This is a genomic window from Streptomyces sp. NPDC053367 (genome assembly GCF_044545925.1).
In the GTDB taxonomy this organism is placed as follows: domain Bacteria; phylum Actinomycetota; class Actinomycetes; order Streptomycetales; family Streptomycetaceae; genus Streptomyces.
In genome coordinates this window covers 39,480-63,048 of record NZ_JBITYN010000013.1, presented here as the reverse complement: position 1 = coordinate 63,048, position 23,569 = coordinate 39,480, and the positions used below count along the sequence as shown (strand labels likewise).

General features: G+C 72.7%; 21 protein-coding genes and 1 pseudogene. 12 read left to right on the top strand and 10 right to left on the bottom strand.

Annotated features, from left to right (window positions below; genetic code table 11):
- Nucleotides 1-23 precede the first annotated feature (23 nt).
- Nucleotides 24-983, bottom strand: coding sequence for a GlxA family transcriptional regulator (locus tag ACIGXJ_RS31810; RefSeq protein WP_399652737.1), 960 nt, complete (start codon nucleotides 981-983; stop codon nucleotides 24-26).
- Between the two features lie 153 nt (nucleotides 984-1,136).
- Here ACIGXJ_RS31810 and ACIGXJ_RS31805 point away from each other — a divergent pair, with 153 nt between their 5' ends.
- The 3 genes from ACIGXJ_RS31805 (at nucleotide 1,137) to ACIGXJ_RS31795 (ending at nucleotide 5,136) form a co-directional block, all read left to right on the top strand.
- A complete protein-coding gene (locus tag ACIGXJ_RS31805; protein WP_399652735.1) occupies nucleotides 1,137-1,274 on the top strand; it encodes an LPFR motif small protein in 138 nt (45 codons plus the stop codon).
- 111 nt (nucleotides 1,275-1,385) lie between these two features.
- Complete coding sequence (locus ACIGXJ_RS31800) at nucleotides 1,386-3,755, top strand: Tex family protein (RefSeq protein ID WP_399652732.1); 2,370 nt, start codon at nucleotides 1,386-1,388, stop codon at nucleotides 3,753-3,755.
- Between the two features lie 208 nt (nucleotides 3,756-3,963).
- Nucleotides 3,964-5,136, top strand: a complete 1,173-nt coding sequence (locus ACIGXJ_RS31795; protein WP_399652730.1) for a serine hydrolase domain-containing protein — start codon at nucleotides 3,964-3,966, stop codon at nucleotides 5,134-5,136.
- Between the two features lie 3 nt (nucleotides 5,137-5,139).
- Here ACIGXJ_RS31795 and ACIGXJ_RS31790 read toward each other — a convergent pair whose 3' ends face one another.
- Nucleotides 5,140-6,780 carry an ABC-F family ATP-binding cassette domain-containing protein gene (locus ACIGXJ_RS31790; RefSeq protein ID WP_399652728.1) on the bottom strand — a complete coding sequence of 547 codons (1,641 nt, stop codon included), beginning with the start codon at nucleotides 6,778-6,780 and terminating at the stop codon, nucleotides 5,140-5,142.
- Nucleotides 6,781-7,152: 372 nt separating this feature from the next.
- Between ACIGXJ_RS31790 and ACIGXJ_RS31785 the strand changes: the two genes are divergently transcribed.
- Nucleotides 7,153-8,667, top strand: a complete 1,515-nt coding sequence (locus ACIGXJ_RS31785; protein WP_399652726.1) for a M1 family metallopeptidase — start codon at nucleotides 7,153-7,155, stop codon at nucleotides 8,665-8,667.
- Between the two features lie 92 nt (nucleotides 8,668-8,759).
- On the opposite strand, the gene ACIGXJ_RS31780 is transcribed toward ACIGXJ_RS31785, so the two are convergent.
- From ACIGXJ_RS31780 to ACIGXJ_RS31770, 3 genes are all read right to left on the bottom strand, one after another.
- Nucleotides 8,760-9,257, bottom strand: coding sequence for a hypothetical protein (locus tag ACIGXJ_RS31780; RefSeq protein ID WP_399652724.1), 498 nt, complete (start codon nucleotides 9,255-9,257; stop codon nucleotides 8,760-8,762).
- Between the two features lie 127 nt (nucleotides 9,258-9,384).
- Nucleotides 9,385-9,864, bottom strand: coding sequence for a macro domain-containing protein (locus ACIGXJ_RS31775; protein ID WP_399652721.1), 480 nt, complete (start codon nucleotides 9,862-9,864; stop codon nucleotides 9,385-9,387).
- Nucleotides 9,865-9,907: 43 nt separating this feature from the next.
- On the bottom strand, nucleotides 9,908-11,377 hold the full coding sequence (locus ACIGXJ_RS31770; RefSeq protein WP_399652718.1) for an amino acid permease: 1,470 nt from the start codon (nucleotides 11,375-11,377) through the stop codon (nucleotides 9,908-9,910).
- A 290-nt stretch (nucleotides 11,378-11,667) separates the two neighbouring features.
- Here ACIGXJ_RS31770 and mmpA point away from each other — a divergent pair, with 290 nt between their 5' ends.
- A complete protein-coding gene (gene mmpA / locus ACIGXJ_RS31765) occupies nucleotides 11,668-11,814 on the top strand; it encodes a morphogenic membrane protein MmpA (protein WP_399652715.1) in 147 nt (48 codons plus the stop codon).
- A gap of 7 nt (nucleotides 11,815-11,821) precedes the next feature.
- Here mmpA and ACIGXJ_RS31760 read toward each other — a convergent pair whose 3' ends face one another.
- On the bottom strand, nucleotides 11,822-13,000 hold the full coding sequence (locus ACIGXJ_RS31760) for a saccharopine dehydrogenase family protein (protein ID WP_399652712.1): 1,179 nt from the start codon (nucleotides 12,998-13,000) through the stop codon (nucleotides 11,822-11,824).
- Nucleotides 13,001-13,091: 91 nt separating this feature from the next.
- On the opposite strand from ACIGXJ_RS31760, the pseudogene ACIGXJ_RS31755 reads away from it, so the two are divergent.
- The 5 genes and pseudogenes from ACIGXJ_RS31755 to ACIGXJ_RS31735 form a co-directional block, all read left to right on the top strand.
- Nucleotides 13,092-13,234: pseudogene (locus tag ACIGXJ_RS31755) on the top strand (MmcQ/YjbR family DNA-binding protein); the annotation flags it as partial.
- A 241-nt stretch (nucleotides 13,235-13,475) separates the two neighbouring features.
- Entirely contained in the window at nucleotides 13,476-14,693 is a 1,218-nt protein-coding gene (locus ACIGXJ_RS31750; RefSeq protein WP_399652710.1) for a CaiB/BaiF CoA transferase family protein, read from the top strand.
- Nucleotides 14,690-15,904: an acetyl-CoA C-acetyltransferase gene (locus ACIGXJ_RS31745; RefSeq protein ID WP_399652707.1), complete on the top strand. Its 1,215-nt coding sequence runs from the start codon at nucleotides 14,690-14,692 to the stop codon at nucleotides 15,902-15,904. The genes ACIGXJ_RS31750 and ACIGXJ_RS31745 overlap by 4 nt, the downstream gene beginning before the upstream one ends.
- Before the next feature lie 38 nt (nucleotides 15,905-15,942).
- The gene (locus ACIGXJ_RS31740) at nucleotides 15,943-18,123 is read left to right on the top strand and encodes a 3-hydroxyacyl-CoA dehydrogenase NAD-binding domain-containing protein (protein ID WP_399652705.1); all 2,181 of its coding nucleotides are present in this window, start codon (nucleotides 15,943-15,945) and stop codon (nucleotides 18,121-18,123) included.
- 178 nt (nucleotides 18,124-18,301) lie between these two features.
- The gene (locus ACIGXJ_RS31735; RefSeq protein WP_399652702.1) at nucleotides 18,302-19,615 is read left to right on the top strand and encodes a glycoside hydrolase domain-containing protein; all 1,314 of its coding nucleotides are present in this window, start codon (nucleotides 18,302-18,304) and stop codon (nucleotides 19,613-19,615) included.
- 9 nt (nucleotides 19,616-19,624) lie between these two features.
- Here ACIGXJ_RS31735 and ACIGXJ_RS31730 read toward each other — a convergent pair whose 3' ends face one another.
- Both ACIGXJ_RS31730 and ACIGXJ_RS31725 read right to left on the bottom strand, forming a co-directional pair.
- Nucleotides 19,625-20,353, bottom strand: coding sequence for a MerR family transcriptional regulator (locus ACIGXJ_RS31730; protein ID WP_399652700.1), 729 nt, complete (start codon nucleotides 20,351-20,353; stop codon nucleotides 19,625-19,627).
- Nucleotides 20,354-20,396: 43 nt separating this feature from the next.
- On the bottom strand, nucleotides 20,397-21,089 hold the full coding sequence (locus tag ACIGXJ_RS31725; RefSeq protein ID WP_399652698.1) for an endonuclease V: 693 nt from the start codon (nucleotides 21,087-21,089) through the stop codon (nucleotides 20,397-20,399).
- A gap of 42 nt (nucleotides 21,090-21,131) precedes the next feature.
- Between ACIGXJ_RS31725 and ACIGXJ_RS31720 the strand changes: the two genes are divergently transcribed.
- Nucleotides 21,132-21,428, top strand: a complete 297-nt coding sequence (locus ACIGXJ_RS31720; RefSeq protein WP_399652695.1) for a YciI family protein — start codon at nucleotides 21,132-21,134, stop codon at nucleotides 21,426-21,428.
- 3 nt (nucleotides 21,429-21,431) lie between these two features.
- On the opposite strand, the gene ACIGXJ_RS31715 is transcribed toward ACIGXJ_RS31720, so the two are convergent.
- Both ACIGXJ_RS31715 and ACIGXJ_RS31710 read right to left on the bottom strand, forming a co-directional pair.
- A complete protein-coding gene (locus tag ACIGXJ_RS31715) occupies nucleotides 21,432-21,755 on the bottom strand; it encodes a plasmid stabilization protein (RefSeq protein ID WP_399652693.1) in 324 nt (107 codons plus the stop codon).
- Between the two features lie 69 nt (nucleotides 21,756-21,824).
- A complete protein-coding gene (locus ACIGXJ_RS31710) occupies nucleotides 21,825-22,925 on the bottom strand; it encodes a WD40/YVTN/BNR-like repeat-containing protein (RefSeq protein ID WP_399652691.1) in 1,101 nt (366 codons plus the stop codon).
- A gap of 227 nt (nucleotides 22,926-23,152) precedes the next feature.
- On the opposite strand from ACIGXJ_RS31710, the gene ACIGXJ_RS31705 reads away from it, so the two are divergent.
- Entirely contained in the window at nucleotides 23,153-23,569 is a 417-nt protein-coding gene (locus tag ACIGXJ_RS31705) for an SsgA family sporulation/cell division regulator (protein WP_399652688.1), read from the top strand.

Genomic DNA, 23,569 nt, shown 5'->3' with positions numbered 1-23,569 from the left:
GGGGTTTTCCTTCCTCGTGGGGGTCATTCGGCGGTCGCGGGGCGGAAGCGGCGCCGGTACTCGGCCGGTGCCGTGCCGAGGGCCCGCAGGAACGCGCGGCGCATGGCCTCGGGCGTGCCGTAGCCGCCGGCACGGGAGATCTCCTCGACACCGTCGCCGGTGTCCTCCAGGAGGCGGCGGGCGTGCTCGAGCCTGACCCGGTCGACGTAGCGGCCGGGGGACATGCCGGTCTCGGCCCGGAAGGCGCGCGCGAAGTGGCGCGGTGAGAGCCGGGCGCGGGCGGCGAGCGCCTCGACGGACAGGTCGTCCGCGGGGTGCTCGGTGATCCACTGCTGGACGTCGCGCAGGGGTTCGCGCGCCGCGGTCTGCGCGGCGAGCTGGGCGCTGAACTGGGCCTGGTTGCCCGGCCGGCGCAGGAACACCACCAGATGCCGGGCGACCGAGAGGGCGACGTCCCGGCCGAGGTCCTCCTCGACCAGGGCCAGCGCGAGATCGATGCCCGCGGTGACACCGGCCGAGGTGCACACGTGCTCGTCCCGCACGAAGATCGGGTCGGCGTCGACGTCGACCTCGGGGTGGTCGCGGGCCAGCTTCTCGCAGTACGCCCAGTGCGTCGTGGCCCGGCGGCCGTCCAGCAGACCGGCCTCGGCCAGCAGGATCGCGCCGGTGCACACCGACACCAGCCGCCGGGCGCACGGGCCGTTGCGCCGCAGCCAGTCCACCAGCCGCGGGTCCGGGGACCGGGTGCCCCGGCCGCCCGGCACGACCAGCAGATCCGGCCGGGCCCCGTCCGGCAGCGCCCCGTCGGGTACGAGCGTCAGCCCGCTGGAGGTGCGCACGGGGCCGCCGTCCAGGGAGGCGGTCCGGATCTCGTACGAGCCCGGGGTGCGGGTGTCCGCTCCCGCGAAGACCTCCACGGGCCCGGTGACATCGAGGCTCTGGACGTCGTCGAAGAGGACCACGAGCACGGTTCGCTGCGCCATGCCCCGATTCTTCGCGGGCCCTCCGGCGGCCGCAATGACGAGCACCCCACCTTTTCTGCCATGTGTGCGCGGTGATCCTCGCGGTACCCGGCCGCCACGCAACGAGAGCCGACAGGCGACGAGAGCCGACAGGCGACGAGAGAGGAGCTCGACGTGTTCCGAGCCATTGCGGATGTCCTGCGTCAGATCGGCGGTGCCGTCGCGACGGTGGTGACGCTGCCCTTCCGGGCGCTGGCCCGGCTGTTCGGCGGCGCCTCGTCCAGCGGCCGGCGCGGCGCGCGCCACGTCTGACGGCCACCGATGAGGGGACCGGCCACGCCCGTCCGCCTGCCCTGATCCCGTGCTGTCGGTGCGACCTGCCACAATTGCCGCGCAACCCGAAGTAGAAGGCGGTACGGGATCGTGACGACACCCGGGTCCCTCGGAGCAGGGTCCATCGAAGGCAGGATCGCCGGGGAACTCGGCGTAAGGGAGCGGCAGGTCAGGGCCGCCGTGGAACTGCTCGACGGCGGTTCGACGGTGCCCTTCATCGCCCGCTACCGCAAGGAAGCCACCGAGATGCTCGACGATGCGCAGCTGCGCACGATCGAGGAGCGGCTGCGCTATCTGCGGGAGCTGGAGGAGCGCCGGGCGGCGATCCTGGAGTCGGTGCGCGAGCAGGGCAAGCTCACCGACGAGCTGGAGGCGCAGATCCGCGGCGCCGAGACGAAGGCGCGCCTGGAGGACGTCTACCTCCCCTACAAGCCCAAGCGGCGCACCAAGGCCCAGATCGCCCGCGAGGCCGGTCTGGAGCCGCTGGCCGAGGGGCTGCTCGCCGACCCGGGCGTGGAACCGCTCGCGGCCGCGGCGGCGTTCGTCGACGCCGGCAAGGGCGTCGCCGACCCGCAGGCCGCGCTGGACGGCGCCCGGGCGATCCTCACCGAGCGGTTCTCCGAGGACGCCGACCTGATCGGCGAGCTGCGCGAGCGCATGTGGGTGCGCGGGCGGCTCGCCGCCAAGGTCCGCGAGGGCAAGGAGGAGGCGGGCGCGAAGTTCGCCGACTACTTCGACTTCGCCGAGCCGTTCACCGAACTGCCCTCGCACCGCGTCCTCGCGATGCTGCGCGGCGAGAAGGAGGAGGTCCTCGACCTCGTCCTGGAGCCGGAGGAGCCCAGCGACGGGCCTTCGTCGTACGAGGGGATCGTCGCGGCCAGGTTCGGCATCGCCGACCGGGGCCGCCCCGGCGACAAGTGGCTGACGGACACCGTCCGCTGGGCCTGGCGCACCCGCATCCTCGTCCACCTCGGCATCGACCTGCGCCTCAGGCTGCGCACGGCCGCCGAGGACGAGGCGGTACGGGTGTTCGCCGCCAACCTGCGCGACCTGCTGCTCGCCGCCCCGGCGGGCACGCGCGCCACGCTCGGCCTGGACCCCGGCTTCCGTACGGGCGTCAAGGTCGCCGTCGTCGACGCCACCGGCAAGGTCGTCGCCACCGACGTGATCCACCCGCACGTCCCGGCGAACAAGTGGGACGAGGCGATCGCCAAGCTGGCGCGGCTCGCCGAGGAGCACGCGGTCGAGCTGATCGCCATCGGCAACGGCACCGCCTCCCGCGAGACCGACAAGCTCGCCGGTGAACTCATCGCCCGGCACCCGGAGTTGAAGCTCACCAAGGTGATGGTGTCCGAGGCGGGCGCCTCGGTGTACTCGGCGTCCGCGTTCGCCTCGCAGGAGCTGCCGGACATGGACGTGTCGCTGCGCGGCGCGGTGTCGATCGCACGGCGGCTGCAGGACCCGCTGGCGGAGCTGGTGAAGATCGACCCGAAGTCGATCGGTGTCGGCCAGTACCAGCACGACCTGTCCGAGGTGAAGCTGTCGCGCTCGCTGGACGCGGTGGTCGAGGACTGTGTGAACGGCGTCGGCGTGGACGTCAACACCGCCTCCGCGCCGCTGCTCTCACGGGTGTCCGGCATCTCCTCCGGCCTCGCCGAGAACATCGTGGCGCACCGTGACGCCAACGGGCCGTTCCGGTCGCGTTCGCAGCTGAAGAAGGTGGCGCGGCTCGGTCCCAAGGCGTACGAGCAGTGCGCTGGCTTCCTGCGCATCCGCGGCGGCGACGACCCGCTGGACGCCTCCAGCGTGCACCCGGAGGCGTACCCGGTGGTGCGGCGGATGGTGAGGACCACGGGGCAGGAGGTGGCCTCGCTGATCGGCAACACCTCGGTGCTGCGCTCGCTGAAGCCGACCGAGTTCGTGGACGAGACCTTCGGCCTGCCGACCGTCACCGACATCCTCAAGGAGCTGGAGAAGCCGGGGCGCGACCCGCGGCCCGCGTTCAGGACGGCCACCTTCAAGGAGGGCGTCGAGAAGATCTCCGACCTGGCCTCCGGGATGATCCTGGAGGGCGTCGTCACCAATGTGGCCGCCTTCGGGGCGTTCGTGGACGTCGGCGTCCACCAGGACGGACTGGTGCATGTCTCGGCCATGTCGAAGACCTTCGTGAAGGACCCGCGGGACGTCGTCAAGCCGGGTGACATCGTCAAGGTGAAGGTCCTCGACGTGGACATCCCGCGCAAGCGGATCTCGCTGACGCTGCGGCTGGACGACGAGGCGCAGGCCTCCGGCGGGGAATCCCGCCGGCCTCGGGGTGGCGGCCGTCCTCCCCAGCAGCGGCAGGCACGCGGCGGCGGCGCGGCCGGTGGCGGAGGCTCCCGCCAGGCCCCCGCCCCGTCGAACAGCGCGATGGCCGACGCCCTGCGCCGGGCCGGACTGGTCGATCCCAAGAAGCGGTAGAGCCGTCCGAGCGGCAGGGGCTGAGGGTCGCGGGTGACCGCGCGTTCCGGGTGGCTGGTCGCGCCCGCGCGGCACAGCCGCACATCGAGCGCGGCCCGCGCCCCTCAGAGCCGCACCGGTGTTGGGCCATGTGCAGCAGTGGCGGGCGGCGGGGCGGACGGGGCAGGGCGAGGCTGGACTCCCCGTCGTCACCTCACTGGAGTGATCGATGCCCCACCGCTCTGCCCCGGCCGCTGCCGCCTCCCTGATCGCGCTCTGTCTCAGTCTGCTGTCCCCCGGCGCCGCGACGGCGGCCGGGCATCCCGAACCGCCGCGCGACGACAGCGCGTTGCAGCGGCGGCTGGAGGAGCTGGTCCGTACGCCCGGCGGGCCGCCCGGGGCGATCGCGCTGCTCCGGGACGAGAAGCGGACCCGGGTCGTCCGGGCCGGGGTCGCGGATCTGGAGACGGGCCGCGAGCCGCGCCCGCACGACCACATGCGCATCGCCAGCACCGCGAAGGCGTTCAGCGGTGCCGTCGCGCTGTCCCTCGTCCAGCTCGGCGACCTGCGCCTGCACGACACCATCGGCAAGCGGCTGCCCCGGCTGCCGAAGGCATGGCACGCGGTGACGCTGCGGCAGCTGCTCAACCACACCAGCGGGCTGCCCGACTACTCGCGGAGCCCCGAGTTCATCGCGATCCTGCGGGCCGACCCCCACCACCGCTTCGACTCACGCCGGCTGCTGGACTTCATCGCCGGGCAGCCCCTGCTGTTCCGGCCGGGCAGCCGCTACCAGTACTCCAACTCCGACAACATCGCCGTCGCCCTGATGGCGGAGGCCGTCACCGGCACGCGGTACGAGCGGCTGCTGGAGGAGCTGGTGTACCGCCCGCTGGGCCTGCGGCGGACCAGCCTGCCGCAGGGCTACCGGATGCCGGAGCCGTATCTGCACGGCTACGCGGTGAGCCCGACCGAGCCCCCGGAGGACGTCAGCGAGCTCATCGGCATGTCGGGCGTCTGGGCGTCCGGGGGGATCGTGTCCACGCCCGCCGACATGACCCGTTTCGTACGGGGCTACGTCGGCGGCCGGCTGTACGGCCCCGACCTCGTACGGGAGCAGCGGCGCTGGATCCCGGGCGGCGCGTCGGAGCCCGCCGGGCCGGGGCGCAACGACGCCGGTCTCGCGCTGTTCCGGTACACCACCCGCTGCGGGGTCGTCCTGGGCCACACCGGCAACACGGCCGGCTACACCCAGCTGATCGCGGCCACACCTGACGGGCGCCGGTCCCTGACCTTCTCCGTCACCAGCCAGATCAACCAGGCGCAGACGCCCGACCTGCTGCGGCGGATGCGTGCGGTGCAGGAGGACTTCGTGTGCGCGCTGCTCAAGGGGAAGGTGTAGGCCTCAGCGTTCGGTCACCTTGCCGTCGGCGACCTCCAGGCGGCGGGTGACGTGCACGGCGTCGAGCATGCGCCGGTCGTGGGTGACCAGCAGGAACGTGCCCTCGTAGGCGTCCAGGGCCGACTCCAGCTGCTCGATGGCGGGCAGGTCGAGGTGGTTCGTGGGCTCGTCGAGGACGAGGAGATTGACGCCCCTGCCCTGGAGCAGGGCGAGGGCGGCCCTGGTGCGTTCACCCGGTGACAGGGTCGCGGCGGGGCGCAGCACGTGGTCCGATTTCAGGCCGAACTTGGCCAGCAGCGTGCGGACCTCGGCGGGCTCGGTGTCGGGGACCGCGGCGCAGAACGCGTCCAGCAGGGCCTCCGTGCCGTGGAACAGCTTGCGCGCCTGGTCGACCTCGCCGACGAGGACGCCCGACCCCAGGGCGGCGTGCCCGGCGTCGAGGGGGACGCGGCCGAGCAGCGCCCCGAGCAGGGTGGACTTGCCCGCGCCGTTAGCGCCGGTCACCGCGACCCGGTCGGCCCAGTCGATCTGGAGGGAGACCGGGCCGAAGGTGAAGTCGCCGCGGCGGACCTCCGCGTCCCTCAGCGTGGCGGCGACCGCGCCCGAGCGGGGGGCCGACGCGATCTCCATGCGCAGCTCCCACTCCTTGCGGGGCTCCTCGACCGTCTCCAGGCGTTCGATCATGCGCTGGGTCTGGCGGGCCTTCGCGGCCTGCTTCTCGCTGGCCTCGCTGCGGAACTTGCGGCCGATCTTGTCGTTGTCGTTGCCGGCCTTGCGCCGGGCGTTCTTGACGCCCTTGTCCATCCAGGAGCGCTGCATCTGCGCCCGGTCCTGCAGGGCGGCCCGCTTGTCGGCGTACTCCTCGTAGTCCTCACGGGCGTGCCGGCGGGCGGTGTCCCGCTCCTCCAGGTAGGCCTCGTAGCCGCCGCCGTAGAGGGTGATCCGCTGCTGGGCGAGATCGAGTTCGAGGACCTTGGTGACCGTGCGGGTGAGGAACTCGCGGTCGTGGCTGACGACGACGGTGCCGGCCCGCAGGCCGGTGACGAAGCGCTCCAGGCGCTCCAGGCCGTCCAGGTCGAGGTCGTTGGTGGGCTCGTCGAGCAGGAAGACGTCGTAGCGGGACAGCAGCAGGGAGGCGAGGCCGGCCCGTGCCGCCTGACCGCCGGACAGGGAGGTCATCGGCTGGTCCAGGTCGACGGCGAGGCCCAGGGAGTCGGCGACCTCCTCGGCACGCTCGTCGAGGTCGGCGCCGCCGAGGCCCAGCCAGCGGTCCAGGCTCGCCGCGTAGGCGTCGTCGGCGCCGGGCGTCCCGTCGACGAGGCCCTGCGTCGCCTCGTCCATGACCCGCTGCGCCTCGGCCACGCCGGTGCGGCGGGCGAGGAACGCGCGGACCGTCTCGCCCGGGCGGCGCTCCGGCTCCTGCGGGAGGTGTCCGACGGTGGCGGTGGGCGGGGAGAGCCGGACCTCGCCCTGCTCGGGCGCGGCGAGTCCGGCGAGCAGGCGCAGCAGGGTGGACTTCCCGGCGCCGTTCGCCCCGACCAGACCGATCACGTCGCCGGGGGCGACGACCAGGTCCAGTCCGCTGAACAGCGAGCGGTCGCCGTGTCCGGCGGCGAGATTCTTGGCGACGAGGGTGGCAGTCATCAGGAGGCCGATCCTAGTGGGGGCTGGGGGTGGTCCGACGCGCCGATCCCCACCGGGCGCCGGGGGCCACGACCACCGACCGGCTTGGCCGAGGCCCGGGCTGCGGCCGCCCCGGGTGGACGGACGGGCCACGGACGGGAGCCGCCCCCGGTCAAGACCCCGGGGCATGGACGTCGAGCCGCCTCCGGTCAGGCCCCTGGCCGCCTGGGCGGGCAGACCCCGTCCGCAGGCGGGAGCCGGTCGGCCGGTGCTCGTCCTGGCCTGTTTCGACCGCATGGCATTCCTGTGACAGCAGGGGCCATGGACACGCCAGGTGGCGCAGGGACTGAATAGGGTCGAACGGACTTCATGCCCCTACGACTTGGAGTTTTCGTGCACCGCAGAATCATCGCGCCGGGCGCCCTGGCGGCGGCCACCGTACTGCTGGCGATCCCGGCATCGGCCGCGGGCTTCTCCCCCGGCGCACCGGGTATCGGCGACCCCTACTACCCGGCCTACGGCAACGGCGGATACGACGTCTCCCACTACGACCTGCGGCTGAAGTACCAGCCCGCGACGGACGAGCTGGAGGGCACCGCGACCCTCCTGGCGCGCACCACACAGGATGTCTCGCGGTTCGATCTGGACTTTCTGCTGGACGTCAGCGAGGTCCGGGTCAACGGCAGCAAGGCCCGGTTCGCCGCCTCGGGCGAGCACGAGCTGGAGATCACGCCGCGGGCGCCGCTGCCCAAGGGCACGGACCTCACCGTGGTGGTGCGCTACCGCGGGGTCCCCTCGCAGAAGCAGGCGTACGGGTTCACCAGCTGGCACCGCACCCCGGACGGCGGTGTCGGGGCGAACGAGCCCGAGGCGGCCTGGTGGTGGTTCCCGAGCAACGACCACCCGCTGGACAAGGCCACCTACGACGTGTCGGTGCTGGTACCGGACGGCACCCAGGCCATCTCCAACGGCCGCCTGCAGTCGACGAGTTCGCGCCTCGGCTGGACCCGCTGGAACTGGCGCTCCAACAAGCCGCAGGCGACCTACCTCGCCACCCTCGCGGTCGGCAGGTTCGACATCACCACCGGCACGACCGACAGCGGCATCCCGGTCATCAACGCCTACAGCAAGGACCTCGGCGACAACTACGGCTCCGCGCGGGCGAGCGTGGAGCGCACGGGTGAGATCGCCGACTGGCTCGTCGAGTACTTCGGGCCGTATCCGTACAACGCGCTGGGCGGGTACGTGCCGAACACGAACACCGGGTACGCGCTGGAGACGCAGACGCGGCCCTTCTACAGCCCGCGCCAGTTCGCGAACGGGTCGAACACCTCCGTGGTCGTGCACGAGCTGGCCCACCAGTGGTACGGCGACCTGGTGTCGGTCTCCGGCTGGAAGGACATCTGGATCAACGAGGGCTTCGCGCGGTACGCGCAGTGGCTGTGGTCCGAGCACGAGGGCGAGGGCACGGCGCAGGAGATCGCCGACTACGTGTACGCCTCGCGCGCCGCGGACGACCCGTTCTGGACGGTGAAGCCGGGTGACCCGGGGCCGGAGAACCAGTTCCACATCGCCGTCTACGACCGGGGCGCGCTGGCTCTGCAGGCGCTGCGCAACGAGATCGGCGACGACGCGTTCTTCGCCATCCTCAAGGGCTGGCCGCAGCGTTACGCGTACGGCAACGCCACCGTCGCGGACTTCGTGACGTACGCCGAGCAGGTGTCGGGGCGGCAGCTCGACGGGCTGTTCGACACCTGGCTCCACCAGCCGGAGAAGCCCGCGGCCCCCGCGGCGCGGGCCGCGTCCATGGCGCCGTCCTCGGTCGGCGCGCCGGCGCAGCCGAAGTCGTGGAAGAAGATCGCCGCGACGAACGGTGTGCACGAGCACGAGCCCGCGCACGCTCACTGAGCCGGCCCGGCCGCGGGGCGGGGGCTTCCGCTCGCTCACCCGGGCGAGGAGCTCCGCCTCGGCGGCCCGGCCGTCGCCCGCGCCGCGGGCGCTCAGCCCGAGTGCGTGGTCTCCGCCGTGGCCGTTCGGGGCGCCGCGGTGACGGGTTCGCCCAGGACGCGGGAGGCCAGTTCCTCCGCCAACTCCGAGGCGTAGGGCCGCAGTTCGGCCTCCGCCGTGGCGCGGTCGGCCTCGATGCGGGCCGCTGACTCGGCGAGCAGGGCGTCGCGCTCGCGTATCGCCTCGGCGCGGGCGTCGGCGAGGAGCGTGGCGCCCCGCACCTGGGCCTCATGGCGGATGCGGGCCGCGTCGTGCCGGGCCTCGGCGAGCAGGGCGTGGGTCTGGTCGCGGACGGCGTCGGCCAGCTCCTGGATCTCCCGGGCCTGGCGGCCGACGCCGTCCGTGGCCTGCTCGCGCAGCTCCAGGACGTGGTTCATCCGGCGCAGCAGCCGAGCGAGCAGCAGGTAGCAGCCGGTGAAGAGCACCAGCGCGACGGCCATCTCCTCGACGTGCGGGTTGAGCGGACCGATGTCCGTGGGAATCAACTCCATACCGACGCCTTACCCGATCATTCGTGCCCATCGCTGCCCTATTGCGTCAATCTTGGCCGAAAGGAACCGGACCGACCTGCCGACGCCCCGCGGTCGGTCCCCGCCGGTTCCCGCCGGTCCCCCGTTGTCAGTCCCCGTGGTCGTAGACGGTGACCGGTGTCCCCCGGCGTATCAGGCGCTCGGTGATCAGGGGCTCGACGCGGGACCACTTGCCCCCGGCGAGACCGCACCCGATCCGGGGCATGTGCACGGACGCGCCGAGTTCCGCGGCGTGCCCGGCGAGGCGCTCGAGAGCGGCGTCGATGGCCTCGTAGCGGACGGGGACGCCTTTGCTGCCGGTCCGTATGCCGCGCTGGCCCACCATGTTGGCCACCCAGACGTACGGCTCGACCCGTACGAGCTGGACCGCGCCGAGCCCGAAGTCGTTCGTCGCGCGCTCGCGGTGCCAGGCGCGGTAGGCGGCCTCCGGCTGCGGCCAGCGGCGGGACAGCGCGACGACGAAGCCCTTGCCCCAGCCCCCGATGTCGTTGCAGACATGGGCGATGATCTTCACGCCCTTCACGGACGGAACGGTGGCGTCACCTCGGACGTAGACGATCTCCGACATGACGCCACCGTAGGCGGTTCCACTGACAGTGGCCGCTGAGCTGCTACTTCGTGAGCTCCGTCAGCTCCTGGTCCTCCGCCTTCGCGGCGCGGCGGCGGATGGCGTACCAGCCGGCGACCAGCATGGCGGCGATGACAGGGATGGCGAGGAGGGTCTTGCGGCCGACGTCGGGGTCGTTCCACATCATGCCGAGGCAGACGAGGAGGAAGACGATGGTCGCGATCTCGGTGACCGGGCTGCCGGGGAGGCGGAAGTGCGGTCGGGCGACCTCGCCGGCGCGGGCGCGGCGGACGAAGATCAGGTGGCAGACCATGATGATCACCCAGGTGCTGATGATGCCGAGGGAGGCGAGGTTCAGCACGATCTCGAAGGCCTGGCTCGGCATGAGGAAGTTCAGGCCCACGCCGAGGACGCACACCGCGCAGGTGAGCAGGATGCCGCCGTAGGGGACCTGGCTGCGGTTCATGCGGGCGGTGAACTTCGGGGCGGAGCCGGCCATGGCCATCGAGCGCAGGATGCGGCCCGTGGAGTACAGGCCGGAGTTCAGGGACGACATGGCGGCGGTGAGGACCACCAGGTTCATCACGTCGCCGGCGCCCTCGACGCCGATCTTCGACAGGACCGTCACGAAGGGGCTCTCGTCGGCCGAGTAGACCGAGCCGGGGAGCAGCAGGGCGAGCAGGACGACCGAGCCCACGTAGAACAGGCCCACGCGCCACATGATGGAGTTCACCGCGCGCGGGACGACCTTCTCCGGCTCGGCGGTCTCGCCGGCGGCGACGCCGACCAGCTCCAGGGCGGCGTACGCGAAGATCACGCCCTGCATGACCAGGACGACCGGCATCAGACCGTGCGGGAACAGGCCGCCGTTGTCGGTGATCACGTGCAGTCCGGGCGTCTGACCGCCGACCTCGTGCTGCGTGGCCAGCAGGAAGATGCCGACGAGCATGAAGGCGACGAGGGTGGCGACCTTGACGATCGCGAACCAGAACTCCATCTCGCCGAAGATCTTCACCGAGATGAGGTTGACGGCGAGGACCACCGCCAGGGCGACCAGGGCGAGCACCCACTGGGGGATGCTGGTGAACGCGCTCCAGTAGTGGGTGTACAGCGCGATCGCGGTGATGTCGGCGATACCGGTGGTCGACCAGTTCAGGAAGTACATCCACCCGGCGACGTACGCGCCCCTCTCGCCGAGGAACTCGCGCGCGTACGAGACGAAGGAGCCGGACGACGGCCGGTACAGGACCAGCTCGCCCAGGGCCCGGACGACGAAGAAGGCGAAGACGCCGCACACCAGGTAGGCCAGCGCGAGCGCCGGGCCCGCGTTGTGCAGGCGGCCGCCGGCGCCGAGGAAGAGGCCGGTGCCGATCGCGCCGCCGATGGCGATCATGTTGACGTGGCGGTGCTTGAGGCCCTTGCTGTAACCGGCGTCGCCCGCGTCGGCGGGCGCCTGAGACGTCGCCTGGGGGTGGGCGGCGACCTGTGCCGTGTCCACGGCGTCCTTGCTCACGGGTGTTTCCACTCTCTTGGTGCGTCCGGGCGGATCACGCACGGACTGCCTTGCATAACGTGGCCTTCACCGTCGGTTCACGGCATAGACCAAGGCAGCACCTTTCCATAGCCTTCGGTTCGCATACGGTGAGCCACGTCACAGAGCGGTGCTTCTCACAGGTGGCGGGCGCAGGCGGGGGGGGCACAGGCGTGGTCACGGGTGACGGACGCCCGACCGGGTATCCCAGGCAGTCGGCTGAGTATGTGTACGGATGGCCCGCGCCTCCCCCCGCCCGGGAGGCTGACCGCATGCCTACGCACCGTGCCCCCAAGCCCGTGGCCGCCCCCGCCCAGCCCGTCGAGCGGGCCGTGACGGCCGCGCTCGTCCTCGCCGCTCTCGCGGCCCTCGGGTGGATCGCCGGGATGATCTACACCCTGGCCGAGTGGCAGCTGTAGCCGGGCCTCAGCGCTTGGCCGCCACGCGGAAGGTGATGCCCGCGCGGGTCAGGCGGTCGATCAGCGCGTCGCCCATCGCCACCGCGGTCGTGACCTGTCCGGCCGTTCGGGGCAGGTCGTCGAGGGCCAGGGACAGCGCCGCCTCGGCGAACATCTTCGCCGTCTCGCCGTACCCGGGGTCACCGCCCGCGACCTCGGTGTAGACCCGCCGTCCGCCGCCCTCGCCGACGAACCGCACGGAGAACCAGCTGCGGGCCCGCTTCTCGGCGCTCGGCCCCTCGCCGGGCTGCAGCCGGCCGGACAGCCAGCGGCGCGTGGCCGGGATCTGGGCGGCGGCGAACAGCGCGCCCACCGCCGCGACCCCGCCCACCGCGACCGGCAGTCGCCGTACGGCCGCGTAGTGGCGGTACCGGAAGTCGGGGCCGTAGCGCTCCAGCGCGCGGGCCGAGCGGCCCACTATCTGCGGGTCGATGGTCGGCAGGGGCAGGGCCCAGGCACCGACCTCGGCGGCGTACCGGGGCGCGCCGGTGGGTGTCGTCGCCCGGCGGCCCATCAGGCGCGGTTCGTGCCGTCGCCGGTCGCGCGCGGCCGCGATCATCTGCCGTCCCCGCGCGAACTGGCCCAGCGCCGAGGCGAACGTGCCGCCGGAGAAGGCGGCGTCGGCGCTGACATAGCTGTCGACGGTCAGCGGCACGCCCTCGGGCAGCTGCCGGACGGTGAAGTAGGCGCCCAGGTCGTGCGGTACGGAGTCGAAGCCGCAGGCGTGCACCAGGCGTGCGCCCGTCTCCCGCGCGCGGGCGTCGTGCCGGACGTACATCAGGTCGACGAACTCGGGCTCCCCGGTGAGGTCCAGGTAGTCGGTGCCGACGTCGGCGCAGGCCGCGACCAGTTCCTCTCCGTAGCGCACGTACGGGCCCACGGTCGAGGCGACCACGCGCGCGTGCCGGGCGAGGTCGCGCACGGAGTCCGGGTCGGCGACGTCGGCGCGCAGCACACCGACCCCGGTCCCGCCGGGCAGGCTCTCCCGCAGTCGTTCCAGCCTGGCCTCGTCGCGGCCGGCGATCGCCCAGCGCAGGCCCTCGGGCGCGTGGGCCGCCAGGTACTCGGCGGTGAGCCGGCCGACGAAGCCGGTGGCTCCGAAGAGCACGATGTCGTACGGACGGTCGTTTCCGTTCAGCCTGCTCATGACACCCCTCGATCCCGCGGCCCGCGCCGTTGTCGGTGGCTGAGGCTAGCGTGAGGAGTGCGGAGCCCGACGACGAGGCCGGAGGTGCGCGGTGGCGGTGGCCCGAAGTGCCCTGAAGAAGTGGGAGAAAGTGCGCCAGTTCACCCTGGGGCTGCCCGACGCGCCGGAGGACTCCCGTGGGGCGAGACCGTCGTGAAGGTGAACAAGAAGGTGTTCGTGTTCCTGCTGTGCGACCGGGTGGAGGACAGCCACCGCGCGGTCGCGCCCAGCGGCTGACGGCCGAGCTCGACGCCCGCCGAGCAAGGCCCTCGACGCCCGCTGAGCAAGACCCTCGACGCCCGCCGGGCGAGACCCGCGGGCCGCGGTCGCCGTAGATTGTCTAAGCGCTTGCTCTTCCAGGTCTTGCCGGGAGTGGAACGCGTTCTTAGCATCAGCGGTGTTACATCAGTTGTGTCACAGACGGCTGGGGGCCGGGATGACGGCGACGACGCCGGGGCAGGGGCCGCTGGCAGGCGTGCGCGTGGTGGAGCTGGCCGGGATCGGGCCGGGGCCGTTCGCCGCGATGCTGCTGGCCGACCTGGGCGCGGACGTGGTCCGGGTGGACCGGCCCGGCGGACCGGGGCTGGGCATCGACCCGGCGTACGACATCACCAACCGCAACAAGCGCTCGGTGGTCGTCGACCTGAAGTCCCCCGAGGGCCCGGCGCGTGTGCTCGACCTCGTCGCACGCGCCGACGTCCTGATCGAGGGGTACCGCCCCGGTGTCGCCGAGCGCCTCGGGGTGGGCCCGCGCGACTGCCACGCCCGCAACCCCGCGCTGGTCTACGGCCGGATGACCGGCTGGGGCCAGGAGGGTCCCCTCGCCCAGCGCGCGGGCCACGACATCGGCTACATCGCCGTCACCGGCACCCTCGGCATGATCGGCGCCCCCGACCGGCCCCCGGCCGTCCCGGCCAACCTCGTCGGCGACTACGCGGGCGGCTCGCTGTACCTCGTCGTCGGGGTCCTCGCCGCCCTGCACCACGCCCGCGCCACCGGAACCGGGCAGGTCGTCGACGCGGCCATCGTCGACGGCGCAGCCCACCTCGCCTCGATGATCCACGGCATGCTCGCGGCCGGCGGCTGGCAGGACCGGCGCGGCAGCAACCTGCTGGACGGCGGCTGCCCCTACTACGGCACGTACGAGACCTCCGACGGGCACTACATGGCCGTCGGCGCTCTGGAGCGGCGGTTCTACGACGCGTTCCTCGCCCTGCTCGGCCTCCCCGAACTGGCCCCGGCGCACGCGGACCTCACCCGCTGGGGCGAACTGCGCGAGGCGGTCGCGGCGCGGTTCCGGACCCGTACGAGGGACGAGTGGACGGCCGTCTTCGAGGGCTCCGACGCGTGTGTGGCGCCCGTGCTGTCGCTGCGCGAGGCCCCCCACCATCCGCATCTGGCCGCCCGCGGCACCTTCACCGACCACGGCGGGCTGACCCAGCCGGCCCCCGCGCCCCGTTTCTCCGCCACGCCCACCGCCGTGCGCGGCGGCCCCGCGCTGCCCGGCGCCGACACCGCCGAGGTGGCCCGCGACTGGGACGTGCCGCGGCTCGTCGACACCGCGAACGGCACCGCCGGGGACACCATTGAAGGCACCGCCCCGGACACCCCCGAAGGCACCCCCGAAACCCTCGTCGAAAGGCCCCTTCCGTGAGCACCGAAGCGTACGTGTACGACGCGATCCGCACCCCGCGAGGGCGCGGCAAGGCGAACGGCTCCCTGCACGGGACCAAGCCGGTCGACCTGGTCGTCGGACTCATCCATGAGATCCGCGCCCGTTTCCCCGGACTCGACCCGGCCGCCGTCGACGACATCGTGCTCGGTGTGGTCGGCCCGGTGGGCGACCAGGGCTCGGACATCGCCCGGATCGCGGCGATCGCGGCCGGGCTGCCGGACACGGTCGCGGGCGTGCAGGAGAACCGCTTCTGTGCCTCGGGCCTGGAGGCGGTCAACCTGGCCGCGGCCAAGGTCCGTTCGGGCTGGGAGGACCTCGTCCTCGCCGGCGGCGTGGAGTCGATGTCGCGGGTGCCGATGGCCTCGGACGGCGGCGCCTGGTTCAACGACCCGATGACCAACCTCGCCACGAACTTCGTGCCGCAGGGCATCGGCGCCGACCTGATCGCCACCATCGAGGGTTTCTCCCGCCGGGACGTCGACGAGTACGCGGCCCTGTCGCAGGAGCGCGCGGCCACGGCCTGGAAGGAGGGCCGCTTCGAGCGGTCCGTCGTACCGGTGAAGGACCGCAGCGGCCTGCTCGTCCTCGACCACGACGAGCACATGCGGCCCGGCACCACCGCCGACTCCCTCGCGGGGCTCAAGCCGTCCTTCGCGGACATCGGCGAGCTGGGCGGCTTCGACGCGGTGGCGCTGCAGAAGTACCACTGGGTGGAGAAGATCGACCACGTCCACCACGCCGGCAACTCCTCCGGCATCGTGGACGGCGCGTCCCTCGTCGCCATCGGCTCCCGCGAGGTCGGTGAGCGCTACGGCCTCACCCCGCGCGCGCGGATCGTCTCCGCGGCCGTCTCCGGCTCGGAGCCCACCATCATGCTCACCGGCCCGGCCCCGGCCACCCGCAAGGCGCTCGCCAAGGCGGGGCTGACCATCGACGACATCGACCTGGTCGAGATCAACGAGGCGTTCGCCGCGGTCGTCCTGCGCTTCGTGAAGGACATGGGCCTCTCGCTGGACAAGGTCAACGTCAACGGCGGCGCCATCGCCCTCGGTCACCCGCTGGGCGCCACCGGCGCGATGATCCTCGGCTCCCTCATCGACGAACTGGAGCGCCAGGACAAGCGCTACGGCCTCGCCACCCTGTGCGTCGGCGGCGGCATGGGCATCGCCACGATCGTCGAGCGCGTCTGACCCCCCTTCCCGACGGATCACCACGGAGCAACCTCCCCATGAGCACTCAGCCCACCACCATCCGCTGGGAGCAGGACCGCAGCGGCGTCGTCACCCTCGTCCTGGACGACCCGGACCAGTCCGCGAACACGATGAACGCCGCCTTCCGCGCCTCCCTCGCCGCGGTCACCGACCGTCTGGAGGCCGAGAAGGACACCATCCGCGGCGTCATCCTCACCTCCGCCAAGAAGACCTTCTTCGCGGGCGGCGACCTGCGCGACCTCATCCGGGTCACCCCCGAGACCGCGCAGGAGCTGTTCGAGGGCGGCCTGGAGATCAAGCGCCACCTGCGCAGGATCGAGACCCTCGGCAAGCCGGTCGTCGCCGCGATCAACGGCGCCGCGCTGGGCGGCGGTTACGAACTCGCCCTCGCCTGCCACCACCGCGTCGCCCTCGACACGCCCGGCACCAAGATCGGCTGCCCGGAGGTCACGCTCGGCCTGCTGCCCGGAGGCGGCGGTGTCGTGCGGACCGTACGGCTGCTGGGCATCACGGACGCCCTGCTGAAGGTCCTCCTCCAGGGCCAGCAGTACGACGCCCGGCGCGCCCGGGACAACGGCCTGGTCCACGAGGTCGCCGCCACGCAGGAGGAACTGCTCCAGAAGGCGCGCGCGTTCATCGAGGCCCATCCCGAGTCGCACCAGCCCTGGGACGTGCCCGGCTACCGCTTCCCGGGCGGCACCCCGGCCAACCCGAAGTTCGCCGCCAACCTGCCCGCCTTCCCGGCGAACCTGCGCAAGCAGACGAACGGCGCCCCCTACCCGGCCCCGCGCAACATCCTCGCCGCGGCCGTCGAGGGCGCCCAGGTCGACTTCGAGACCGCCCAGGTGATCGAGGCCCGCTACTTCGTGGAGCTGGCCACCGGGCAGACCTCGAAGAACATGATCCAGGCGTTCTTCTTCGACCTCCAGGCCGTCAACTCCGGCGCCAACCGCCCGAAGGGCGTCGAGCCGCGCCAGGTCCGCAAGGTCGCCGTCCTCGGCGCCGGCATGATGGGCGCGGGCATCGCCTACTCGTGCGCCCGCGCGGGCATCGACGTCGTCCTGAAGGACGTGTCCCTGGAGGCCGCGCTCAAGGGCAAGGGCTACTCCGAGAAGCTGTGCGCCAAGGCCGTCTCGCGGGGCCGTACCACCCAGGAGAAGGCGGACGCCCTGCTGGCCCGCATCACGCCCACCGCCGAGGCCGCCGACCTCGCGGGCTGCGACGCCGTGATCGAGGCGGTCTTCGAGGACACCTCCCTCAAGCACAAGGTGTTCCAGGAGATCCAGCACGTCGTCGCGCCCGACGCGCTGCTGTGCTCCAACACCTCCACCCTGCCCATCACCGCGCTCGCCGAGGGCGTGGAGCGCCAGGCCGACTTCATCGGGCTGCACTTCTTCTCGCCGGTCGACAAGATGCCGCTGGTGGAGATCATCAAGGGCGAGCGGACCGGGGACGAGGCCCTCGCGCGTGCCTTCGACCTGGTCCGGCAGATCAAGAAGACGCCGATCGTCGTCAACGACTCGCGCGGCTTCTTCACCTCCCGTGTCATCGGCCACTTCATCAACGAGGGCGTCGCCATGGTCGGCGAGGGCGTCGAGCCCGCCTCCGTGGAGCAGGCGGCCGCGCAGGCGGGATATCCGGCCAAGGTCCTCTCCCTGATGGACGAGTTGACGCTGACCCTGCCGCGCAAGATCCGCGCCGAGTCGCGGCGGGCGGTCGAGGAGGCCGGCGGCACCTGGCAGGCGCACCCGGCCGAGGCCGTGGTCGACCGCATGGTCGACGAGTTCGGCCGCACCGGCCGCAGCGGCGGCGCCGGCTTCTACGACTACGACGAGACCGGCCGGCGCGTGGGCCTGTGGCCGGGCCTGCGCGAGCACTTCACGCGTGAGGGCTCGCGGATCCCGTTCGTGGACATGCAGGAGCGCATGCTGTTCTCCGAGGCGCTGGACACGGTCCGGCTGCTGGAGGAGGGCGTGCTGACGTCGGTCGCCGACGCGAACATCGGCTCGATCTTCGGCATCGGCTTCCCCGGCTGGACGGGCGGTGTGCTGCAGTACGTCAACGGCTACGAGGGGGGCCTGCCCGGCTTCGTGGCACGCGCGCGCGAGCTGGCCGGGCGTTACGGCGACCGGTTCCTGCCGCCCGCGCTGCTGGTGGAGAAGGCCGAGCGGGGGGAGACCTTCACCGACGGGCGCTGACACGCCCGTTGATCCACCGCGGCCCCGGCGACCACGCCGGGGCCGTTGTGCATCAAGTACGTAATAGGGCTGGAACAGGACGGCACGCCCTCTTGCCGCGAACCGGGCAAGGCCCAACTCTTGGGCCACACTCCATCGCGCGCCCAGGGGGGCCGTCATGTCGTACCAGCGCCCTGCCATGCGAAGACTTCTCGCCGTCCTCGCCTCCTGTGTCCTCGGCCCGGCCGCCGTGCTGGCGGCCGCCCCCACCGCTTCCGCCGAACCGGCAACTCCCGTCGGCTATCCGTCGGGCGCGACCGCGACCCGTCACTCCGGTCTCGCCTTCGACACCTGCACCGCCCCGCCGCTCAGCTCGATCCGAGCCTGGAGCGCCTCGCCGTACCGCGCCGTCGGCGTCTATGTCTCCGGCGTCAACCGCACCTGCGCCCAGCCCGAGTTGACCGCCTCCTGGGTGGCGTCGGTGTCCGGGCTGAGGTGGCGTCTGCTGCCCGTCCACAAGGGACTCCAGCCGCCCTGCGGCGCCCGGCCGACCGACGTCAAGATCAGCAGAACCCTGTCGACCGCCCGCTCCCAGGGCACCGCCGCCGCCACCGAGGCCGTCAAGGCGGCCCGGGCCCTCGGCATGCTGCCGGGCAGCGCGCTCTACAACGACATCGAGCACTACAGCCAGACCGACACCGGCTGCCGCAACGCCGTCCTGACCTACCTCTCCGCCTGGACCAAGGAGTTGCACCGCGTCGGCTGGGTCTCCGGCGTCTACATGAACCTCAACCTCGGCGCCAAGCAGCTCTCCGACGCCTACACCTCCACCGCATACGCCCGCCCCGACGCACTGTGGATCGCCCGCTACGACGGGGTCGACTCCCTCAAGGGCTGGGCGAACATCGCCGACTCCAAGTGGGCCCGGCACCAGCGCGTCAAGCAGTTCCGGGGCGACCACGACGAGACGTACGGGGGCGTCCGGCTCAACATCGACACGAACCGGCTCGACGCGCCCGTCGCCACGGTGGCGTACTCCTACAAGGTGACCAGCACGACGCCGCTGAACGCCCGCACCGGGCCCGGCACCGGCTATCCCGTCGCCGCGACCTACGCCCCCGGCGCCGCCGTCAGGGTCGTCTGCCAGACCCCCGGCGGCAAGGTCGGCACGACCTCCGTCTGGAACAAGCTCAGCAACGGCCAGTACGTCACCGACTACTACACGAGCACCCCGTCGAGCACCGGCTACAGCGCCCCGCTGCCCCGCTGCGCCTACCCCTACCAGGCGACCGCCGCGGGCGGCCTGACCGAGCGCAGCGGCCCCGGCAACGGCTACACGGCCGTCGGTACGCTGCCCAACGGCGGTCTGGCCTGGGTCACCTGCCAGCGCGCCGGGAGCACGGTCGGCACGACCGCGGTGTGGAACCGCCTCGACAACGGCCACTACGTCACCGACCAGTACGTGGCCACACCCGGCGCCACCTCGTACAGCAGGCCGATCCCGCGCTGCTGACAGCGGCGTTCAGGCGCGTGGCTCCGGCTCGGGGCCGGTGAGCCACGCGCGCAGCTCCTCGCGCAGCGACCGCTGGAACGTCGTCAGAAGGGCCTCGACGACCAGCGGGTGCATGTGCGCGGAGAGCGATTTCACCTCCTGCGGGGCCCGTTCGGCCACGGCCTCGCGCAGGAGCCGCGACAGGTCGGCCGCCGCCGCCCGCGAGTGCTCGATCAGGGCCGTGCGGGCGGCGAGCAGCGTCTCCTGCGACAGCGGTACGTCGAGCAGTTCCACGCCGAGCCGCAGCAGGCCGGTGTCCACCCGGAAGCGGCCGTCGGCCTCGCGGGCGATCACGTCCATCGCCGCGAGCCGCTTTACGTCCTCGTCGGCGAGCGGCCGCCCGGCCAGCCGCGCCAGTTCCTCGCGGGTCACCGACTCCACCGCCTCCGGCGCCCAGGACGCCACCACGGCCCGGTGGATCGCCAGGTCGTGCGCGCTCAGCCCGGGCGGCAGCGCGCGCAGATAGCGCTCGATCGCGGCGAGGGTCATGCCCTGGCGCTGGAGCTCCTCGATCAGGGCGAGACGTGCCAGGTGCTCGGGGCCGTAGTGGCCGACCCGGCGTGCGCCGATCACCGGGGGCGGCAGCAGGCCCTTGGTGCCGTAGAAGCGCACGGTGCGGACCGTGACTCCCGCGCGGGCGGCCAGCTCGTCGATCGTGAGCGTCGGCTCGCCGGTACCCGTGTCCGTGTCGGTCGTCATGTTCAGCAGTATCGCTGTCACACCGGTGGTGTGACACCCGGGGTCAGGCGTCCGCCGCCTCCCGCAGTGCCTTCCGGCACAGGGCGTCCGCGTGCCGGGTCGTCTCCGGGAGGCGGTAGCGCGGGGTGAGGTGCAGGACGTGGGCGCAGGCGTTGTCGAGGGAGACGCGGTGTCCCACGGAGACGTAGACCGGCTTGACCCCCTCGCGGGTGCGCAGGGCACGGCCGACCTCCTCGTCGCCGGCGAGGAGGGCCGCGGTGGAGCCGCGCGGGGTGGCGAGCTCGTCGTGGCTGAAGGTGAAGGGGTTCTTCGCGACGCCGATCGTGGGGAGCCCGGTCAGCACGCCCAGGTGGCTGGCCAGGCCGAAGCGGCGGGGGTGGGCGAGGCCGTAGCCGTCGCAGACGACCAGGCCGGGAGGGCAGGGCAGGGCGTCGAGGGCCGCGCGGACGGTGGGGAGCTCGCGGAAGGCGAGCAGGCCGGGGACGTAGGGGAAGGAGACCCGGCCGACCGCGGTCGTCTCGGCCACCACCTCCAGGCTCGCCGCGTCCAGCACGACGGCCGCCGCGGCGACCAGGTCGCGCTCGTCGTCGTAGGCGACGTCGACCCCGGTCACCCGGCCCGTGCCCGGCGGCGGCCCCGGCTCGTCGAGCACCACCCGCTCGCGCAGCTCGTCCTGCACCGCGCGGGCCTGCTCCTCGGTCGCGGGCCAGCCCGCGGGAATGCGTACGGTCGTCATGATGGGCACGAGCGTACGATCCCCGCGGGTAGGCTCGCGATCATGTTTGTCCTCGAACTGAGCTACACCGCACCGCTGGACGCCGTCGACGCCCTGCTCCCCGCGCATGTGACCTGGCTCGACGAGCAGTACGCGCAAGGGCGGTTCCTGGCGTCGGGGCGCAAGGAGCCGCGCGACGGCGGGATGATCCTCGCCGTCGCCGAGGACCGGGACGCGATCGAACGGGTCGTCGCACAGGATCCGTTCGTCACCGCCGGGGTGTGCGCCTACCGCGTCACGGAGTTCGTCGCCACGAGGACGGCGCCCGCGCTGGAGCGGTACCGCGAGGCGCCTCGCTGAGGCTCACTTGCCCAGGGCGCGCTGCAGCTGGGCCTTGTTCATGTCCGAACGGCCCTGGATGTTGCGGCGCTTGGCCTCCGCGTACAGCTGGTCGTAGGTGGGTCCCTGGGAACCCTTGCCGGAGCGCCGGCCGCCCCGCTCGCCCGACGACATGTCCTGGGTCGAGGTACGGCTCGCGGTCTTGGACTCGCCGGAGCGGGCGCGTTCCTTGTTCACGGTGCGCGCGGCGATCTCCTCGGCGCGGGACTTGCTCTCCCCCCGGTCCAGCGCGCTCTCCTTGATGTGCTCGTACTGGCGTTCCCGCTTGGGGCTGGAACCGCGTGGCATGTGCGCTCACTCCTTTCACGTGCCGTCACCGGGTACCCATGTCTCGCGGTGACGGCACGTGCGGAGCGGTCAGCGCTCCAGCCGGGCCACCCGGCCCTTCTCCCCGGAGGCCCAGCAGGCGTGGTCGGGGGTGCAGTCGACGGTGTCGTAGGAGCCGGTGTCGACCGTGCGCCAGGTGCGGCCGGCGTCGGTGGTGAGGTCGGTCCCGGTGGGGCCGACGGCGAGGGCGGCGGTGCGGCTGTGCGGGAGCCAGGCGACCCCGGAGCGGTAGGCGGCCGGGGGCGCGGCGGCGGGCCGCCAGCTGCGGCCCCCGTCCCGGGTGTCCGCCGCGGCCTGCGGGGACGCCTGACCGGGGCGGTAGTCGCCGCCGACGGCGAGACCGTGCGTACGGTCGCGGAAGGCCAGGCCGAACACGCCTCGGGCGGGGTCGCCGGCCGGGATCGGGGAGTCGGTGGCCGTCCAGGTCAGGCCCCGGTCGGCGGAGTGCAGGACACGCGCGCGTGCGGCGCCGCCGGTGGCGAGCCACACGTCCTTCGGGCCGGAGGCCACCAGGCACTGGCCGCTCGCCGCGAACCCGGCCTCGCCGTCGAGCGCGGCGGGCATGCCCTCGCTCGGCAGGACCCTCCAGGTGCGGCCGCCGTCGCCGGTGGACAGGATGCGGAACCTGCCGTCGACCGGGTCGCTCATGGCGAGGCCGTGGCGGTGGTCGAAGAAGGTGAGGCAGTCGTAGAAGGCCCGCGCGTCGGTGTTGCGGAAGGACTCGGTCCAGGTCGCGCCGCCGTCCTCGGTGCGGTACACCCGGGAGGACTCGCCCTCACCGATGGCGAGCACCACCGCGCGCCGGGCGTCGAAGGCCTCGATGTCCCGGAACTGCAGCTCCGCGGCGCCGGGCGGCGAGACGTTCCGCCAGCTCGCGCCGCCGTCGGTGGTGCGCAGGACCGTTCCGGCGCTGCCGGACACCCAGGCGACCTGCCGGCTGACGGCGGCCAGGCCGCGGAAGCGGACCTCGGGGGTGCCGGTGTCCTTCAGCTCCCAGTGCGGTGCTCGGTGCTCCTGCCGGGCCTGTGCCGGTACGGCGCTCAGCGCGGCCAGCGCCGCCCCGCACAACAGCGCCGCCGCCACCGCCTTCGCCCCGCGTCCCGGTCGTCCCGTCCCTCGCGTGCTCCCCATACGCCTCATGCCGCGCGAAGCTAGCCCACCGCCCCGGCCCCGTCCAGAGTGCCGCGGCCCGTCCGGGATACCGGCAGAAGGGAGGAGTGAGTCGCCGCAGTGATGGAACACGGTGACAGAGGTCACTGGAGACACCTGTGCACGCCGCGGCCGGTTCCTACGTCTCTTCCTGTGACCGGCCTCATCCACCCGGAAGTCCGTCCCGCCGTCGCAAAGGGAGCAAGGCCTTGTCCACCGTGATAGAGCAGCCCGTCGAGGCCCGTCTCGTCGCCGCCACGCCGCGGATGCAGCACATCCCGGCGACGCTTCTCTACGACGGGCGCGACCCGTTCGCCGTCCATATGACGTTCCCGGCCCAGGCCACCCTGGAGGGGGTGGAGGTGTGCTGGACCTTCGCCCGCGAGCTGCTGGCGGCGGGCCTGGAGTGCGCGGAGGGGCACGGCGACGTGCGGGTGCGGCCGTACGGCTACGACCGCACCGAGCTGGAGTTCCGCGCCCCCGAGGGCACCGCCGTGGTGCATCTGCACTCGGCCGAGGTACGGCGCTTCCTGGACGCGACCGGCGAGCTGGTGCCGGTGGGCCGTGAGCACCTCGCGGTCGACCTGGACCGCGATCTGGCGGAGCTGATGCGCGACGCCTGCTGA

What these genes read in the sequence shown, in the direction of transcription:
- ACIGXJ_RS31710 (WP_399652691.1), bottom strand. Translation starts at nt 22,925, where the DNA reads ATGGGGAGCACGCGAGGGACGGGACGACCGGGACGCGGGGCGAAGGCG.
- ACIGXJ_RS31740 (WP_399652705.1), top strand. Translation starts at nt 15,943, where the DNA reads ATGAGCACTCAGCCCACCACCATCCGCTGGGAGCAGGACCGCAGCGGC.
- ACIGXJ_RS31760 (WP_399652712.1), bottom strand. Translation starts at nt 13,000, where the DNA reads ATGAGCAGGCTGAACGGAAACGACCGTCCGTACGACATCGTGCTCTTC.
- ACIGXJ_RS31780 (WP_399652724.1), bottom strand. Translation starts at nt 9,257, where the DNA reads ATGGAGTTGATTCCCACGGACATCGGTCCGCTCAACCCGCACGTCGAG.
- mmpA (WP_399652715.1), top strand. Translation starts at nt 11,668, where the DNA reads ATGCCTACGCACCGTGCCCCCAAGCCCGTGGCCGCCCCCGCCCAGCCC.
- ACIGXJ_RS31720 (WP_399652695.1), top strand. Translation starts at nt 21,132, where the DNA reads ATGTTTGTCCTCGAACTGAGCTACACCGCACCGCTGGACGCCGTCGAC.
- ACIGXJ_RS31730 (WP_399652700.1), bottom strand. Translation starts at nt 20,353, where the DNA reads ATGACGACCGACACGGACACGGGTACCGGCGAGCCGACGCTCACGATC.
- ACIGXJ_RS31715 (WP_399652693.1), bottom strand. Translation starts at nt 21,755, where the DNA reads ATGCCACGCGGTTCCAGCCCCAAGCGGGAACGCCAGTACGAGCACATC.
- ACIGXJ_RS31810 (WP_399652737.1), bottom strand. Translation starts at nt 983, where the DNA reads ATGGCGCAGCGAACCGTGCTCGTGGTCCTCTTCGACGACGTCCAGAGC.
- ACIGXJ_RS31735 (WP_399652702.1), top strand. Translation starts at nt 18,302, where the DNA reads ATGCGAAGACTTCTCGCCGTCCTCGCCTCCTGTGTCCTCGGCCCGGCC.
- ACIGXJ_RS31790 (WP_399652728.1), bottom strand. Translation starts at nt 6,780, where the DNA reads ATGACTGCCACCCTCGTCGCCAAGAATCTCGCCGCCGGACACGGCGAC.
- ACIGXJ_RS31750 (WP_399652710.1), top strand. Translation starts at nt 13,476, where the DNA reads ATGACGGCGACGACGCCGGGGCAGGGGCCGCTGGCAGGCGTGCGCGTG.
- ACIGXJ_RS31725 (WP_399652698.1), bottom strand. Translation starts at nt 21,089, where the DNA reads ATGACGACCGTACGCATTCCCGCGGGCTGGCCCGCGACCGAGGAGCAG.
- ACIGXJ_RS31795 (WP_399652730.1), top strand. Translation starts at nt 3,964, where the DNA reads ATGCCCCACCGCTCTGCCCCGGCCGCTGCCGCCTCCCTGATCGCGCTC.
- ACIGXJ_RS31775 (WP_399652721.1), bottom strand. Translation starts at nt 9,864, where the DNA reads ATGTCGGAGATCGTCTACGTCCGAGGTGACGCCACCGTTCCGTCCGTG.